We start from the raw sequence: 14,748 nt of genomic DNA on the forward strand, positions 1-14,748 counted from the left end.
TCTCATCCCCTCATGCCATCGGGTGCCGGTGCGCCGCACTGTACCGCCCGGTGACATAGTGCTCGAGCTGACGCTCGATGTCGGTGAGGAGTGAACTCGCGCCAAAACGGAAGAGATCGGGCCGCAGCCAGCGATCGCCGAGTTCTTCCTTCATCATCGCAAGCCAGTCGAGCGACTGCTTCGCGGTGCGGATCCCGCCGGCGGGCTTGAATCCCACCAGGAAGCCGGTCCGCTCGCGGTACGCGCGAATCGCGCGGGCCATCACGATCCCCACCGGAAGGATCGCATTGACGCTCTCCTTCCCGGTGCTCGTCTTGATGAAGTCGGCGCCGGCCATCATCGCCACCATCGACGCACGCCCCACATCGCGCAACGTCGAAAGCTCACCGGTGCCAAGGATCGCCTTGAGATGCGCGGCACCGCACGCTTCGCGGAAGGCGCGGATCTCGTCGTAGAGCGCCTGCCAGTCGCCGGTGAGGACGTGCGCGCGGGTGATGACGATGTCGATCTCTTCCGCTCCGTCAGCCACCGATGCCTCGATCTCGGCGAGCCGTGTCTTCATCGGCGAGAGGCCGGCGGGAAATCCGGTGGAGACCGCCGCCACCGGGATTCCGCTTCCCTCAAGTGCCTGCACCGCCGTTTCGACAAAGGCGTGATAGACGCAGACCGCCGCGACGTGGATGCTGTCATCCCCCGACATCCCCATCGCCTCGAGCAGATCTGCACGCACCGGGTGTCTCGCCTTCGCGCACAGCCTGCGCACCCGCCCCGCTGTGTCGTCGCCCTGCAGCGTGGTGAGATCCATCAGCGTCACCGCGCGCAACAGCCACCCTGCCTGCCACGCCGTCTTGATCGACCGTCGCGTCGGAATCGTCGCCGCGCGGCGCTCGACCGCGCTGCGATTGACCCGGACATCGCGCACCCACGCGAGATCGAGCGGCATCCCCGGATTGCGCGGGAGATGGCCGACCGGTGGCGCGCCGTCTGGTTCGGGATAGGTCACCGTGTTGCGCGGCGAGCGCGCCGTGCGGGCTTCCACCGTGGTCATACCGGATGCGCCTCCCATTGGCGCGCGGCGAGAAGTTGTTCACGGCGCGCCTGCAGTTTCGGACTTCGGAAGATCCCGATCAGCGCAGCACCGGCGATGAACCCGCCGATATGCGCCCACACCGCGACGCCGCCGACCGGGTCGACCGCGGCGCTGGCGATCTGCAGCAGCAGCCAGTAGCCGAGCATCACCCACGCCGGAAAGGTCCACTGGAAGATCAGGACGAACCAGACAATGGTGTGCACCCGCACCCTGGGATAGAGGACCACATACGCGCCCATCACGCCGCTGATCGCGCCGCTGGCACCGACCATCGGCGCGGCACTCGACGGATCGGCGAAGATCTGCGCCGCCGCCGCGGCGACGCCGCAGACGAGATAGAAGATCAGGAAGCGGGTGTGCCCCATGATGTCCTCGATGTTGTTCCCGAAGAGCCAGAGGAACCACATGTTGCCGAGGACGTGAAACCAGCCGCCGTGCAGGAACATCGACGTGAAGATCGTGTACCACGACGTGCCGCCCATGACCCGGCAGGTGGCGCCGCCGCCAACGTCGAAGGAGTATCCGATCGGGAGATGATGGGTGATATCGCCGGGGATCAGGCCGAGCTCGCAGACCGTCTGCGCCAGACGCTGCTCGTTCCCCATCCCCTGAAAGACGATCCAGATCGCGAGGTTCGCCGCGATCAGCGCCACCGTGAGATACGGCGTCAGGATGGTGGGATTGTCATCGCGGTACGGAAACATGCTCGAATATACTGGCGGGGTGGGCAGGTCCCCCCGGCCGATCCGCCCCGCCGGACCGGCGTCAGCGGCGTGTCACGAGGCCGTCGCTGCCGATCGTCCAGGTCGTTCCGTCGGCGCCCCCGAGATCCGCGCTCCACCCCGTGCTGCTCCCGCGGAATCGGACCCCGGCGGGGAGGTGCCGCACCCCCAGCAACGCCAACTCCGCGGCGTAGCTCCCGTGCGCCTGATGGTACAGCCGCTCGGCATAGTAGATCCGCCGAAGCGCCCAGCGTGCCGCGTCATCCGCCGGATGCCACTGGAAGGCGCCGCCGCCGAACTGCACCACCCCCCAGAGCTCGGGGAGGTGCATGTTGACCGCACCCTGCGGCGACCAGACCCAGTTGTGCTCGGGGAGCGGCGCCCCGGCGCTGTCTTTTCGCTTGATATAGCCGCCGTGCGCCGTGTCGACGTCCCATTCGACGCGCGAGAAGTTGAGCTTCCACTGATCACCGGCGCGCGGCGGGACGTGATTCCGTCCGCTGTCGGCAAAGGCGGCCCAGGGGATCGCCAGCTCGACCGTCCAGTGGCGGTCGCGATCGCGCGGATCGTTGAGCGTCCCGTCGAGCGCCACCGCGATCTTCAACCCGTCGATGTTCCAGCTGTTGTCGGCCGATCCTTCGTCGCGATACGGCTTCGGCAGGAAGAGATCCCACACCGTGGCGAGCTGGTTCATCTCGATTTCGAAATAGCGGTGCGTCGTCTGCGATGGGTCGACGAAGATCTCGAAATCGTTGTCGCGGAAGATCACCGCGTCGCGTTCACGGATCGTCGCCCAGAGATCTGGCTCTTCGAGTTCCGCGGCGACGTACCAGTAGTGATCATCCCACAGCATCCTGGCGCGAGTCCGGAACCGCGGCGCCGGACGCACCGCACCCTCGATGTCGGTGAACGATTCCGTCCACGGCGCCGCTGTCCACGCGCGTTCATCGAGATGACCGTCGATGGTGATCGGCGACGTGGCGCGCGCGGCGACGTAGTGCCGCACCTCCGGCACCCGCTCGCGAACGTCCGGCCGCGGAACGGTCTGGTCTCCGGTCGCGCGCGGGAGGACCGCATTCGAGGCGCACGCCCAGAGGGCGGCGACGACCAGCCAGGCTGGAACGCGAACGGCGGCATGGAGGATGGTGCTCATCAGTGGTCCGGAAGGTAGCGCCGCGGAATCACGATCTCGATATACTACGGTGTCTCCGCCGCACTCCACCTTGCAAGGAACCTCGATGCCGGTCATTGATACCCACAACCACTATTACCCCGCCCAATTCATCGACGCGATCCGCCGCGGACCAAGCGTCCTTGAAGTCCGCGACGACAACGAGGGGAACCCGGTCTTCTATTCCCCGGGCGACTACAACATCGCCGTTCTCGGCCATCGCGACCTCGACTACCGCGAACAGGTGCTCGAGCAGGAGGGCGTCGACCGGCAGCTGATCTCGCTTACCTGCCCGGGCACCCTGATGGAGCCCGCCGACCGGTCTGCGGCGCTCGCCACAATCGTCAACGACGCGATGGCCGAGGTCGCCGCCACGCGCAGCAAGCGATTCACGCCATTCGCCACCTTGCCGCTCAACAATCCCGCCGCATCGGTCAAGGAGTTCGACCGGATCCACGCGATGGGGATCAAGGGATGCATGCTGATGAGCAACGCCAACGGCGTTGCTCTCGCCGACAAGCGATTCTGGCCTCTGTATGAGCGCGCCAGCGATGCGAAGACGATCTTCTATATCCATCCGACCTTCCCCGTCGGCGTCGAGGCGATGCAGGAATACTGGCTGATGCCGCTCACCGGCTTCCTCTTCGACACCACGTTGGCCGCGGCGCATCTCGTCTTTGCCGGGGTGCCGGAACGCTTCCCCGGCATTCGCTGGGTGCTCGGACATCTCGGCGGGACGATTCCCTACCTCGCCGAGCGACTCGATCGCGGATTCGAGGCGTTCTCCGATTGCCGGGTGAACATTCCGCGGCCGCCGAGTTCGTATCTCAGGCAGTTCTACTACGACACCGTCAACTTCGATCCGAAGGCGGTCAAGCTGGCGATCGATTTTGCCGGTGTGAGTCAGATTCTCGGCGCGAGTGACTATCCCCACCAGATCGGCAGTATTCCCAAGATGAAGGCGATGATCGCCGCACTTGATATCTCGCCGGCCGATCGCGCCGCGATCGCCGGCGGCAACGCTGCTCGGCTCCTGGGCATCTCGTGAGATAATGATTGATCGCCGGTTCGCGAAACCGGTGCCGAACCAGAGCCGTAGACTGGAATGCCCCCAACCTGCGATGGTGGTAACGTCTCGTGGGTTGGGGGTGTCTCATAGAGTGGCTGGCTACTAGCTTCCGTTTCACCTGACAACAACCTGACCGGGCGTGACGCAGAAGGCCTTTCGAGGCCCGGCGCAGCCCGTTTCGCGAGGGAATCCCATGAGGCGCTTTCTGCAATCGCGCTGGTCAAAGGTCCTCGCCGTCGTGGCCGTGCTCGGCCTCTCGGCGGCGTGGCTTGTCGCCAAGAGCGCCAAGCCCGCCGACAACACCGTCGTGGCAAGGGTAGCTCGCGGTGAATTCACCGTGACGGTGACCAGCACCGGTGAGTTGCAGGCTCCCAAGTTCGTGAAGATCCAGGGGCCGCAGAACGCGCAGCAGGCGGAGCAGTATCAGTTCAAGATCGCGTCGCTCAAGGACGAGGGAACGATGGTCAAGAAGGGCGACATCGTCGCCGAACTTGACCGCTCCACCATCGCGCAGAAGATGGCGGACGTCGACCTCGCCACGCAGAAGGCCGAGGCGGACTACGAATCGGCGTCGCTCGATTCGGCGCTGACGCTGTCGACTGCCCGCGAGGACATGCGGACTGCGGCGCTGTCGGTCGAGGAAAAGAAACTCGCAAAGGATCAGTCGCAGTTCGAGGCGCCGAGCGTCAAGCGCCAGGCCGAAATCGACCTTGAGAAGGCGCAGCGTGCACTGGTGCAGGACTCGCTCAATCTTCACACCAAGGTCGAGCAGGCGATCGCCAAGATGGCGTCGATGGGGAGCGACCTCGCCCGCCAGAAGAACAAGCTGCAGATCGTCAAGGACGTGATGGCACAGTACACCATCCCGGCCCCGGCCGACGGGATGCTGATCTACATGCGCGACTGGGACGGGAAGAAGCGCGGCGTCGGTTCGCAGATCAGCAGCTGGGACCCGGTGGTCGCCACCCTTCCCGATCTGAGCGTGATGGAATCGGTGACCTACGTCAACGAGATCGATGTCCGCAAGCTCGACAAGGGACAGCCGGTCACCGTCACGCTCGACGCCGATCCGACCAGGAAGCTCAGGGGGATCGTGACGTCGGTCGCGAATTCCGGTGAGCAGCGCCCCAACTCCGACGCGAAGGTCTTCGAGGTGCATGTCAATATCGTCAGCCCCGACACGACGCTTCGCCCCGGGATGACAACCGGCAATTCGATCCAGACCTATACCGCGAAGAGCGTCCTCCACATTCCCCTCGAGGCGCTCCTCACCGACCAGGGGATTCCCTATGTCTTCCGGCGCAACGGCGGCAAGGTGACCAGGCAGGAAGTCGAGCGCGGCGCGATGAACGACGACGAAGTGGTGATCGCGCGCGGCCTCGACCAGAACGACGAAGTCCTCCTCAATGCACCGACCGACGGCGCGAAGATGCAACTGATCCGCCTTCCGGGGTCGAAGGTCCTCAACGGTGATACCGCCGCTGGAGATAGACTCCCCGCGGGCAAGGATTCGGTGAAGAAGAGCGATTCGAGCCGCGCCACGCCGCCCAAATCCGTCGGGACAGAAGGATCGGCCGCCACCGCACGGAAAGGGTGATCGTGGCCGACAGCGACGAACAACTTGGTCCGGTGCGCGGCGAGCTTCTCGGACATTTCACCTTCTCTGGCCGCACTGCGCTCGAAGCGGTGGCGCACAACAAGCTGCGCGCCGGCCTTACCTCGCTCGGCATCCTCTTCGGCGTTGCCTCGGTGATCGCAATGCTGGCGATCGGCCGCGGCGCCGAGCAGGAGATCCTGGCACAGATGCGCCTCCTCGGCTCGAACAACGTGATCGTCACACCGGTCGTCGAGCAGAAGGAAGGCCAGATCAAGGACGACGCCAATCCCAAGAAGGACAACAAGAAGTTTTCGCCGGGGCTCACCTATGCCGACGCGCAGGCGCTGGCAAAGTTCATCCCCGACGTCGATGCCACGAGCGCCGAAGTGGTGCTCAACAGCACCATCACCCGTGAAGGAAGCCATCGATCGGGAAAGCTCGTCGGAGTGGACACCAGCTATTTCCGGCTGATGGCGCTCAACGTGGCACAGGGAAAGGCGTTCACCGCCGAGCAGGTGCGTGACGGACTCCCGGTCGCGATCATCGGTCACGGCGTGCGGACCCGCTTCTTCACCACCGAGCAGCCGCTCGGCGGGCACATCAAGGTGGGGAACAACTGGCTCACGGTGGTCGGTGTCCTCGAGGACCGGAAGGTCAGCTCGGAGACGGCGCAGCGGCTGGGAATTCGCGACGCCAACATGGACATCTACATCCCGGTGACGTCGCTGCTGCTGCGCTACCGCAACCGCGGCATGGTCACGCAGGCCGAGATCGAAGCGGCGTCGCGCACGGAGTTCGTGTCGCCGGCCGACCAGCAGCAGACCGATCCCGAGAAGGATGCCGAGAAGCGGAACATGAACCAGCTCGACCGGATCATCGTCCGCGTCGAGGATGCCAAGTATGTGCCAGCGGTCGCCGACATCACGCAGCGGATGCTGTCGCGGCGGCACAACGAAGTGGTCGACTTCGAGGTCGCCGTCCCCGAGCTGCTGCTCAAGCAGGAGCAGCGGACGCGGACGATCTTCAACGTCGTCCTCGGCGCGATCGCCTCGATTTCGCTGATCGTTGGCGGGATCGGGATCATGAACATCATGCTGGCGAGCATCCTCGAGCGGATCCGTGAAATCGGCGTCCGCCGGGCCGTGGGCGCCACGCAGCGCGACATCCTGGCGCAGTTCCTCTTCGAAGCGGTGCTGATCTCCGTTGCCGGAGGCGTCGCAGGAATCCTCCTCGGCGGGATCCTGAGCTACGGGATCGAGCACTTCGCCGGGATCAAGACGATCGTATCACTGGCCTCGGTGCTGGTGGCATTCGGTGTCTCCTTCGCCGTCGGCCTCGGATTCGGAATCGTGCCGGCGTATCGCGCCGCGCTCAAGGACCCTGTCGAGTGCCTCCGCTACGAGTGACCTCATGAGAACATCCCGCTGGATCCCGACCGCTGCGGCGGCGGCCGCTGCATTGCTCGCGATCGCATCACCCGCGGCTGCGCAGGACTCGCTCACGCTGCACCAGGCGATCGACATGGCGCAGCGCCAGAGCTACCAGGCGCGCGCCGCGCAGAGCACCCTGGAAAGCTCCCGCGATCGCGACCATCTCTTCAATACCAGCTATCTCCCGTCGCTCACGCTCGGCGGAACGACGCCGCGATATACCCGGCAGATCACGCCGGTGATCCAGCCCGACGGGACCACGCAGTACCTCCCGCTGCAGGAGACCGACGCCGACCTCAATGCGACAATCATCCAGCGCGTCCCGTGGACCAACACCACGCTCTCGTTCACCTCGGGGCTGAGCCAGACGAAGGTGAGCGGGCTCAGCGGATTCCAGAGCTGGTCGTCGACGCCGTTCTCGATTTCGGTGTCACAGCCGATCCTCCGCTCCAACTCGTTCAAGTGGGACATCAAGCAGCAGGACCTGCGGATGGAATCGTCGGAGCGGAAATACCTGGAGTCGCGCGAGGACGTCGCGATCCTCACGACCAACGCCTTCTTCGACCTCTTTGCCGCCGAGTCGAATCTCAAGAACGCCAAGGGCAATGCGGCGATCAACGACACCTTGTACACGCTCAACAAGGGCCGGCTCACCATCGGCAAGATCGGCGAGAACGACCTGCTGCAGAGCGAACTGGCGCTGTTGCGCGCCCAGCAGTCGGTCGAGGACGCGCAGCTCGGGTACGACCGGTCGCTGGCGCAGTTCCGTCTCACCATCAACGCGCCGCCGACGGCGCCGATTCACATCGCGATCACCGCCGATGTGCCATCGTTTGCGGTCGACACCGCCGATGCGGTGAAGTGGGCGCGGGCCAACTCGTCGACGATCGAGGATGCCGTGGCGTCGGAAGTCGCGGCCGACCGGGAAGTGAGCGAGGCGAAGTGGAATTCCGGCGCCGGCGGCACGGTGAACGCGAGCTACGGCTACAACGGCACCGCCACCAGCAGCGTGGTATCGGATGCCTACAAGAATCTTCTCAACGCCCAGCAATTGACGCTCTCGGTCCAGCTGCCGCTGTGGCAATGGGGGGCGCATGGCGCACAGGTCGACGCGGCGAAGGCCGATCGCGACGCGGCCAAGTCCAATGCGGCGATCACGCGGACCCAGGTCGACCTCAACGCCCACTTCGCCGCACTGCAGCTCACCGAGGCGCGGCGGGCGCTTATCATCGCGGCGAAGGCCGACACCGTCGCGGCGCAGCGATTCGACGTCGCCTACAACCGCTACGTGATCGGCCGGATCACGATCGACAATCTCTACATCGCGCAGAGCGAGAAGGACCAGGCGGTGGTGGCCTTTGCGCAGGCGCTGCGTGGATACTGGACTGCGTACTATCAACTGCGTCGTGACACGCTGTACGACTTCGAGGCTGCGCGCCAGATCCGCGAATTCACCGGCACCGCACCCGACCAGAGCGGCCCCCACTGAGCGCTGACGCCGCGATCACGCAGCACGACGCTGCCCCGCGGCCGCTGCTGCGTGTCCTCGGCGGCGTCTTCGGTCTCGCGCTCGCTGTTGGCGCGACGATCGGCGGCGGGATCCTCGGCACCCCCGGCAGCGTGGCCGCCGCACTCCCCAATACCACGATCTTCCTGCTGGCATGGGTCTTCGGCGGCGTCAACGCCTTTCTCGGCGCGACGGCATACGCCGAGCTCGGGACGATGATGCCGCGGTCGGGCGGAACGTATCTCTATGCCCATCGCGCCTTCGGCGACGGCCTCGGTTTCTTCGCCGGATACGCTGACTGGATCAACTGGTCAGTCTCCTCCTCGGCGCTGATCATCCTGGTGGGCGGCTACGTCGCGTCGGTGATCCCCCCACTCAACGGACATGCGCTCGTGGCGGGGTGCGGCGTCTTCGGCGTGCTGGTCGTGCTGCAATGGATCGGCGTGCGGTCGGGCGGGCGCGCCCAGGAAGTGACCACGGTGCTCAAGGCGGTGGCGCTGGTGGCGCTGATCATCGCCGTCTTCGTCTGGCCGCATCCGCCGATGGCCGCACCGATGATGATGCGCCCGGTGCCGCACGGCACGGCACTGATCTTCGCCATCGGCGTGGCGATGCAGGGCGTGGTCTTCTCGTACGACTCGTTCTACGCGCCGGTATACTGTGCGGAAGAGCTCCAGAATCCCGGCAAGTCGATCCCGGCGTCGATCTTCCGCGGGATCGCGCTGGTCATGACGATCTACCTCCTTCTCCTGATCGCGTTCCTCAGGATCGTGCCGCTGCAGCAGATGGCGGGCGACGACTTCGTCGGTGCCACGGTGGCGAAGATCCTCTTCGGCAACAGCGGCGACCTGATCATCCGGTTGATCATGATCATCGCCGTCCTCGGAACGGTCAACGCGCAGATCATGGCGGCGCCGCGCATCGTCCTCGCGATGGCGCGTGACGGCCTCTTCCCACCGCAGGCGACCCGGGTGAACGACGGCGGCACTCCGACGATCGCGCTGGCGCTGAGCCTGGTATGCACCGGGATCTTCCTCTTCAGCGGGTCGTTCAACGCCGTCCTGGCCGTTGCGGTCTTCCTTTCACTTTCGCTCTATCTGCTCACCTACGCCTCGCTCTTCGCGCTGCGCCGCAAGGATCCGGATGTGCCAAGGCCGTACCGCGCCTGGGGGTATCCGGTCGTTCCGGCGCTGGCGATCGTGTCGGTCGTGCTCCTGATCATCCTGATGGCGCTCGGCGATCCGAAGAGCGCGGCGATTGCCTTCGCGGTGCTCGTCGCGAGCTGGCCGTTGTCGCACCTCGCGCGTCGACTGATCCGGCAGGCGGGAGCGGGCTGAGGACGACTTACGGAGATCGCCATTCGGCGGCATATTGATCCTCCGATTTCGCGCGCCACATCGATACTGCACTACGGAACGACACCAGATGGCGAACGCTCCCCTCAAGATTGCCTTCATCGGATCCCATGGCGTCGGCAAGACGACGCTCTGCTACGATCTCGCGTCTCGGCTCAAGCGACAGGACCGCGCCGTCGACCTGGTGAAGGAAGTCGCCCGAAGCTGTCCGCTCCCGATCAATCGCGAGACGACGCTCGCCGCGCAGGCGTGGATCCTCCACACGCAGATCGCGCAGGAGATTGCGGCAGAGGCACAGAATGACGTGGTGATCTGCGATCGGTCGGTTCTCGACAACTACGCCTACCTGGTGCAGCAGTCGGGACGCCAACGCGTCTACGACGCGCTCGTCTCGACCTGGGTCGCCACGTACGACCATCTCTTCAAGGTGCCGATCATCGACCCGCCAACCTTCGACGGGATGCGTGACGTGAATGCGACCTTCCAGCAACAGGTCGATTCCACCATCGACGCGCTCGCCGCCGATCTTGGTGTCACCTGCCATCGGCTCGATCCGGCGGCACGGGACGGATGGGTCGACGCGGTCCTCATCAGCTGCGGACTCCCGCTCCATGCGCCGCAGATCGACCTCTTTCCGGTGCCGGCATGATCGAAACCACCAGCGCGCGCAAGCCGATGGACGAAGAAATCGACGTCTACGGCCTCACCCATCCCGGGAAGGTCCGGGCGGCGAACCAGGATCATTTCCTCCTCGCCACACTGAACCGGAAACTCGAAGTGCTGTCGACGTCGCTGCCATCGCTGGAGATGCCCAGCGTCGACGCGCGGATCGCCTTCCTGGCGATGATCGCCGACGGCGTGGGCGGTGCGGCCAGCGGTGAACAGGCGAGCCGGCTCGCCCTCGAGGAAGCGACGCAGTACCTGTCGCAGTGCACCGATTGCTACTACCAGTCGAAACCGAGTGACGAGACGTTCATCGAGACGCTGCAGGAAGCGGCGTCGCGAGCACACGAGCGGGTGGTCACCAAGGCGTCGGAAAATCCCGACGATCGCGGGATGGCGACGACGCTGACGCTCTGGATCGGTGTCTGGCCATGGGCGTATGTGCTGCAGGTTGGCGACTCGCGCTACTACCTGTACCGTGATGGGCATCTCACCCAGCTGACGCGCGACCAGACGATGGCGCAGGAACTGATCGATCAGGGTGTGATGGCGCGGTCGGCGGCGATGGCGTCGCGGTGGGCGAATACGCTCTCGAGCGCGATCGGCGGACGACAGACAGCGCCAGTGGTGACGCGCGTGCCGTCGGACTGGCGCTACATCCATCTCCTCTGCAGCGACGGCCTCACCAAGCACGTTCCCGACGAGCGGATCGCCGAGCGGCTGCGGGAGATGAAATCGGCGAAGGCGACATGCGAAGCGCTGCTGCAGGACGCGCTCGACGGCGGCGGGACCGACAATATCAGCATCATCGTGGGACGTGCGGTCGAGCGAAAAGGCGATCCGGCGTAGCGCGGGACGACGCCGCTACTTCGGTTCGCCGGAAAGTTCCGCAATGCGGCCCAGGGCCTCCTTGACTCGCGGTTGCAGGTCGGGATCGGCCTTGTTCCACAGCACCACGAAGCGCGTCAGATAGTCGATCGCCTTCGCCTTGTCGCCGCGAGCCTGGTAGTACTCGCCGAGGTGGAGCAGCGTCACGGCGTACCAGTTCTGATCGTAGTTCGAACCGACCGGACTCGTGAGCGGGTCGGCCACGACTCGCTCGTAGACATGCGCCGCAGAATCGGCGAGTCCCGCCTGATCGAGCGCGTACGCCCACTGGTAGGCTCCGCACGGCGAGCAGTGCGAACCCAGATAGGCACGTTGATACGCCGCCGCTGCGACCGCCGGTTGCCGGTTGGCGAGCGCAACGCCACCGTCCAGGAAGAACGCGGCGACGGAATCACGTGCGACCTCGGGCGCTGCGGTTTCAAACTCCTTGCGCAGCGCGCGTGCATCGTCGCCGCGGCCAAGCAGCGCTGCGATTTCCACCAGCTGCTCGTATGGCCGATCGGCGGCCGGGATCGAGTCGATCGGGTATTGCTTCAACGCCTGCTGGACCTCGGCCCAGGCCTGGTCGGGCTTTCCCCGTTCGATCAGTTCGAACCGCGCGTTGTAAATGGCGAGGGCGAGGTCGGTCCCCTTCGCTCCTCCGGCACTGAACAATCGCGCCGAGACACGACCATCATCCGCCGATTTCGAGAGCATGCCGCGGTATTCGTCGACCATCCCAATGATCTGCATCAACGTCGCTCGGCGCACGCCGGTCGGCGGCGCCGTCTTCAGCGCCGCTGGAAGCACGGAGTCGTAACGCGCAAAGTCACGCTTCACATACGCCGTTCCGACGCTTATGAAGTTCGCGCGCCCGGTATCGCCACCGTTCCTCAGCCATAGCGCGGGAAGGGAATCGAGCGCCGCCAGCTTCTTCTGGCCCGCGAGCGCGGCGCCGAAATTCTGATAGAGCGAGAACAAGTGCGGCTGTACCGCGATTGCGTGCCGGAGCGCCGTCTCTGCCCGATCGTAGTGACCGAGATCCTCAAGGACGATGGATGAATTGTTCAGCGCCGTTGGATCGTCCGGATTGACGTCGAGCGCCGCCTGATACGCAGCAACGGCGCCGTTCGGATCGTTCGCCACATTTTCGAGATAGGTCCCCTCGGTGAGGTGGCGTTCCAGCGGCGGGAGGTGATCGCGGAACCGATAGGCATTCTTCGCTGCGAGAAGCTGGTCGGTGACATCATTGAGAATCTGATAGGTGACGGACAGCTTCCGCCACGCCATCGCAAAGGTGCTATCGGTCGTCACCGCCTCCCGCAGCTGTGCCGCGGCGGTCACATAATCGTTGGCCTCGAAGGCGTGCTGCGCGGTGGAATAGAGGCGCAGCGCGGGAAGCGACGCCGTCGTCACCTGCGCGAGCGGTTCGCTGGCGCGGATCGCGCGCAGCGACTCGCCGATCTTCTCGCGGATCGCCTTGGAGAGACGATTCACCGCCGGGATCAGCTCCTGCTCGCTCGCCGCCGTCTCGCGGACCTGCGCCAGCGGCTGCCCGGTCGACGCGTCGACCACACTCGCCGTCAGCACAAAGCCGCCGCCGATCGCGTGCACCTCTCCGGTGACGACTGCCTTGGCATTGGCACGCTGCGCCACTTCACGAGCGATACTGTCGGTGAGCCGCGTCGATGGCGGCAGCGACATTCTCGTGAGCGCATCGGTGACCGCCGGCCCCTGCAGCAGATGCACCGCCTTCGACTGGCTCAGGTCGACCTGCAGCGCCTCCATGATCGCGCCGCTGAGCGTGGTGTCGGGCGACGTGTTGGTGAACTCGCCAAGGACGAGCCCTGCGTTGGTCCCGAGGCTCCCCTTGCTCATCAGCGTGGCGCCGGGGCCGATCCCGGCGACGCCCGCGCCAACGAAGCCCGCCGCCACCAGCAGCACCGCGCCAACCGCGATGATCCCGCCCTGCATCGCCTTGCGCCCGGTGAACTCGCCGGATCGCACCGCGGCATGCATCCCCGTCATCGTCGCGTGGGCTCGGCGCCGCTCGTTGCGGCTGGCGATCACGAACGCCGGCAGGCCGGCAAGCATCACCACGAACACCGCGATCCAGATCCAGTCGGGGAGACTCGCCACACGGGTGAGGCCGAAGGCGATCACCGTGATCACAGCGGTCGCGATCAGGTGGAGCACCACGACCCGTCCCGGATGCCATTGCCGGAACAAGTGGCGCGCCCGCTCCTTCGGATCGAACGGCACGCTGCCACCCGACGGCGTGCCGACCAGTTCGAGCGCGTCGACGAGTTCGCCAGCGGTGGCAAACCGATCGTCCGGCGCCTTGGCGAGGCAGCGCATGATGATCGCGGCAAGATCGCCGGGAATGTCGCCGCGCTTCGACGTGATCGGCTCGGCCGCCTGCGTCACGTGGGCGGCGAGCATCGCCTGCGGCGTGCTGGCGTGGTACGGCGAGCTCCCGGTGAGCATCTCGTAGGCGACGACGCCGAGCGAATAGATGTCGGCGCGATGATCGACGTTGGGATCGGCGACTGCCTGCTCCGGCGCCATGTACGCCGGCGTACCAAGCGCCATCCCGACCGATGTCAGCGCGGTGAGATCCGTCGCCGGCTCCTCCGCCGTCAGCCGGCCGGCGGCGATGGCTTTCGCCACGCCGAAATCGGTGACCAGGGCGTGGCGGCCGGAGAGCATGATGTTGGCCGGCTTGATGTCGCGGTGCACGATCCCGCGGGTGTGGGCGTAGGCGAGCGCATCGGCAACTTCGCGCAGCAACCGCACCGCTTCGAGGGTCGGCATCGGCCCGCGCTGCAGGCGCTCGGAGAGCGACTCCCCTTCCACGAACGGCATCGCGTACCAGACGACGCCATCCCCCTCGCCGGTGGCGAGGAGCTGCACGATATGTGGATGGTGGAGCGAGCCCGCGACCTGGATCTCGCGCTCGAAGCGGCCCGATTCGATCCCCGCCGAGGCGGCGGGCGGGAGGACCTTGATCACGACCTTGCGCGCCAGCCGGGTCTCTTCGGCCAGGAAGACGCGGCTCATCCCGCCGCCGCCAAGCTCGCGCTCAAGCCGGTAGCTGTCGCCGAGCACGCTCTGCAGGCGATCCTGGAATTCGGTCACGGCGCTCGTAGGAAGTGGGACCGGTCAAAGATGCGCCCGGCGGTAGATTCCTGCCAGTTCCTTCACCCCGCAGAGCGAGCGCGTCGCCCGATGACGATTCCCCACCCCGCCCATGCCGCGCCACCGAACGCGGAGCGCC

General features: G+C 65.7%; 11 protein-coding genes. 7 read left to right on the forward strand and 4 right to left on the reverse strand.

Going from position 1 to position 14,748, the window contains the following annotated elements:
* Positions 1-10 precede the first annotated feature (10 nt).
* The 3 genes from deoC to VGM20_02115 all read right to left on the reverse strand — a co-directional run bounded on the left by deoC (position 11) and on the right by VGM20_02115 (position 2,965).
* Positions 11-1,048, reverse strand: a complete 1,038-nt coding sequence (gene deoC, locus VGM20_02105) for a deoxyribose-phosphate aldolase (protein HEY4099649.1) — start codon at positions 1,046-1,048, stop codon at positions 11-13.
* The gene (locus VGM20_02110; protein ID HEY4099650.1) at positions 1,045-1,794 is read right to left on the reverse strand and encodes a rhomboid family intramembrane serine protease; all 750 of its coding nucleotides are present in this window, start codon (positions 1,792-1,794) and stop codon (positions 1,045-1,047) included. The genes deoC and VGM20_02110 overlap by 4 nt, the downstream gene beginning before the upstream one ends.
* A 61-nt stretch (positions 1,795-1,855) precedes the next feature.
* Entirely contained in the window at positions 1,856-2,965 is a 1,110-nt protein-coding gene (locus tag VGM20_02115) for a carbohydrate-binding family 9-like protein (protein ID HEY4099651.1), read from the reverse strand.
* Positions 2,966-3,050: 85 nt separating this feature from the next.
* On the opposite strand from VGM20_02115, the gene VGM20_02120 reads away from it, so the two are divergent.
* From VGM20_02120 to VGM20_02150, 7 genes are all read left to right on the forward strand, one after another.
* Positions 3,051-4,031, forward strand: a complete 981-nt coding sequence (locus tag VGM20_02120) for an amidohydrolase family protein (protein ID HEY4099652.1) — start codon at positions 3,051-3,053, stop codon at positions 4,029-4,031.
* A 214-nt stretch (positions 4,032-4,245) separates the two neighbouring features.
* The gene (locus VGM20_02125) at positions 4,246-5,649 is read left to right on the forward strand and encodes an HlyD family efflux transporter periplasmic adaptor subunit (GenBank protein ID HEY4099653.1); all 1,404 of its coding nucleotides are present in this window, start codon (positions 4,246-4,248) and stop codon (positions 5,647-5,649) included.
* A gap of 2 nt (positions 5,650-5,651) precedes the next feature.
* Complete coding sequence (locus VGM20_02130) at positions 5,652-7,055, forward strand: ABC transporter permease (GenBank protein ID HEY4099654.1); 1,404 nt, start codon at positions 5,652-5,654, stop codon at positions 7,053-7,055.
* 4 nt (positions 7,056-7,059) lie between these two features.
* Entirely contained in the window at positions 7,060-8,568 is a 1,509-nt protein-coding gene (locus VGM20_02135; protein ID HEY4099655.1) for a TolC family protein, read from the forward strand.
* Positions 8,569-8,615: 47 nt separating this feature from the next.
* Positions 8,616-9,923, forward strand: coding sequence for an APC family permease (locus VGM20_02140; protein ID HEY4099656.1), 1,308 nt, complete (start codon positions 8,616-8,618; stop codon positions 9,921-9,923).
* 88 nt (positions 9,924-10,011) lie between these two features.
* Positions 10,012-10,590: an AAA family ATPase gene (locus VGM20_02145; GenBank protein ID HEY4099657.1), complete on the forward strand. Its 579-nt coding sequence runs from the start codon at positions 10,012-10,014 to the stop codon at positions 10,588-10,590.
* Positions 10,587-11,453: a protein phosphatase 2C domain-containing protein gene (locus VGM20_02150; GenBank protein ID HEY4099658.1), complete on the forward strand. Its 867-nt coding sequence runs from the start codon at positions 10,587-10,589 to the stop codon at positions 11,451-11,453. The genes VGM20_02145 and VGM20_02150 overlap by 4 nt, the downstream gene beginning before the upstream one ends.
* A 15-nt stretch (positions 11,454-11,468) precedes the next feature.
* Here the strand turns inward: VGM20_02150 and VGM20_02155 are convergent, their stop codons facing one another.
* A complete protein-coding gene (locus VGM20_02155) occupies positions 11,469-14,609 on the reverse strand; it encodes a protein kinase (GenBank protein ID HEY4099659.1) in 3,141 nt (1,046 codons plus the stop codon).
* Between the last annotated feature and the right edge of the window lie 139 nt (positions 14,610-14,748).

Source organism: Gemmatimonadales bacterium (assembly GCA_036500345.1).
Classification (GTDB): Bacteria; Gemmatimonadota; Gemmatimonadetes; order Gemmatimonadales; family GWC2-71-9; genus Palsa-1233.

Excerpts from the sequence above, each read along its gene's own strand:
- VGM20_02150 (HEY4099658.1), top strand. The coding sequence starts at position 10,587 with ATGATCGAAACCACCAGCGCGCGCAAGCCGATGGACGAAGAAATCGAC.
- VGM20_02120 (HEY4099652.1), top strand. The coding sequence starts at position 3,051 with ATGCCGGTCATTGATACCCACAACCACTATTACCCCGCCCAATTCATC.
- VGM20_02135 (HEY4099655.1), top strand. The coding sequence starts at position 7,060 with ATGAGAACATCCCGCTGGATCCCGACCGCTGCGGCGGCGGCCGCTGCA.
- VGM20_02115 (HEY4099651.1), bottom strand. The coding sequence starts at position 2,965 with ATGAGCACCATCCTCCATGCCGCCGTTCGCGTTCCAGCCTGGCTGGTC.
- deoC (HEY4099649.1), bottom strand. The coding sequence starts at position 1,048 with ATGACCACGGTGGAAGCCCGCACGGCGCGCTCGCCGCGCAACACGGTG.
- VGM20_02125 (HEY4099653.1), top strand. The coding sequence starts at position 4,246 with ATGAGGCGCTTTCTGCAATCGCGCTGGTCAAAGGTCCTCGCCGTCGTG.
- VGM20_02110 (HEY4099650.1), bottom strand. The coding sequence starts at position 1,794 with ATGTTTCCGTACCGCGATGACAATCCCACCATCCTGACGCCGTATCTC.
- VGM20_02145 (HEY4099657.1), top strand. The coding sequence starts at position 10,012 with ATGGCGAACGCTCCCCTCAAGATTGCCTTCATCGGATCCCATGGCGTC.